Source organism: Acinetobacter sp. YH12069, from assembly GCF_013419675.1.
Taxonomy (GTDB): domain Bacteria; phylum Pseudomonadota; class Gammaproteobacteria; order Pseudomonadales; family Moraxellaceae; genus Acinetobacter; species Acinetobacter amyesii.
Window position 1 is genome coordinate 1 of the sequence record NZ_VOZS01000053.1, and the last position, 1,896, is coordinate 1,896.

A 1,896-nucleotide genomic window follows, 5' to 3' on the forward strand; every position below is an offset into this window, starting at 1 on the left:
TCATTCGAGTCTAGACAAAATGACACCAAATGAGTTTTACTATGATCAGCTACCCCAACAAAACAAGGTGGCTTAACTAGAGCGGAATATCACTTATAAATACGCTTTTAGTTGTTCAAACAAGTGGGACCACCTCTATATCTCGATAGGTATAGTAGAGTGATATCTCGATAGGTATAGTGTTTTGCAGTTTAGAGGAGATATCGCGATGCATACGCGGAAGGCAATAACGGAGGCGCTTCAAAAACTCGGAGTCCAAACCGGTGACCTCTTGATGGTGCATGCCTCACTTAAAGCGATTGGTCCGGTCGAAGGAGGAGCGGAGACGGTCGTTGCCGCGTTACGCTCCGCGGTTGGGCCGACTGGCACTGTGATGGGATACGCGTCGTGGGACCGATCACCCTACGAGGAGACTCTGAATGGCGCTCGGCTGGATGACGAAGCCCGCCGTACCTGGCTGCCGTTCGATCCCGCAACAGCCGGGACTTACCGTGGGTTCGGCCTGCTGAATCAATTTCTGGTTCAAGCCCCCGGCGCGCGGCGCAGCGCGCACCCCGATGCATCGATGGTCGCGGTTGGTCCGCTGGCTGAAACGCTGACGGAGCCTCACGAACTCGGTCACGCCTTGGGGGAAGGATCGCCCGTCGAGCGGTTCGTTCGCCTTGGCGGGAAGGCCCTGCTGTTGGGTGCGCCGCTAAACTCCGTTACCGCATTGCACTACGCCGAGGCGGTTGCCGATATCCCCAACAAACGGTGGGTGACGTATGAGATGCCGATGCTTGGAAGAGACGGTGAAGTCGCCTGGAAAACGGCATCGGATTACGATTCAAACGGCATTCTCGATTGCTTTGCTATCGAAGGAAAGCCGGATGCGGTTGAAACTATAGCAAATGCTTACGTGAAGCTCGGTCGCCATCGAGAAGGTGTCGTGGGCTTTGCTCAGTGCTACCTGTTCGACGCGCAGGACATCGTGACGTTCGGCGTCACCTATCTTGAGAAGCATTTCGGAACCACTCCGATCGTGCCTCCGCACGAGGCCGTCGAGCGCTCTTGCGAGCCTTCAGGTTAGAGGCCGTCGACAATGATAATCTGGATCAACGGACCTTTCGGCGCCGGAAAGACGACGCTCGCTAAGCGGCTGCGCGATCGGCGTTCCAAATCGCTGATCTTTGACCCCGAGGAAATCGGGTTCGTGGTGAAAGAAACGGTCCCCATGCCAGCGAGCGGAGACTATCAGGATCTCCCCTTGTGGAGGGGACTTACGATCGCGGCGGTCAGGGAGATTCGAAGGAATTACTCGCAGGACATCATCATCCCAATGACGCTCGTGCACCCGGACTATCTGACTGAGATACTCGACGGGGTAAGGCGGATCGACGATCAGCTGCTGCACATCTTTCTGACGCTCAACGAGGACCTATTGCGTCACCGGATCGCGAACCAGACCATGCATCCTGACCCGAATCGAAATGCGGAGATTCGAGAGTGGCGATTAGCGAATGTCGCCCGATGCTTGGCCGCAAGGGAACGGCTTCCATGCACAACCCGTGTTCTCGATAGTGGTGCACACACCAGCGATGAACTCGCAGCGATGGTGCTCGACGGAATCGATGGGCGCACCTGATCGCCTTCGACGCCTGCGCAAAGCGTAGCGCGAGGGTGGCGGGCTCACGACCAAACGCCCAGAGGTCGATCATCGCAGGGATGTTTGGCTTTGTGGTGCGGACGACGGGACTCGAACCCGTACTCTCACAGAGAAGCAGATTTTCGGGCACTGTTGCAAATAGTCGGTGGTGATAAACTTATCATCCCCTTTTGCTGATGGAGCTGCACATGAACCCATTCAAAGGCCGGCATTTTCAGCGTGACATCATTCTGTGGGCCGTACGCTGGTAC

Annotated in this window: 2 protein-coding genes; both read left to right on the forward strand. The window is 56.2% G+C overall.

Annotated features, from left to right (window positions below):
* Positions 1–208: 208 nt before the first annotated feature.
* Positions 209–1,069: an aminoglycoside N-acetyltransferase AAC(3)-IId gene (aac(3)-IId, locus tag FTU16_RS16355; RefSeq protein WP_000557454.1), complete on the forward strand. Its 861-nt coding sequence runs from the start codon at positions 209–211 to the stop codon at positions 1,067–1,069.
* Between the two features lie 12 nt (positions 1,070–1,081).
* The gene (locus tag FTU16_RS16360; RefSeq protein ID WP_000587837.1) at positions 1,082–1,624 is read left to right on the forward strand and encodes an AAA family ATPase; all 543 of its coding nucleotides are present in this window, start codon (positions 1,082–1,084) and stop codon (positions 1,622–1,624) included.
* Positions 1,625–1,896 lie beyond the last annotated feature (272 nt).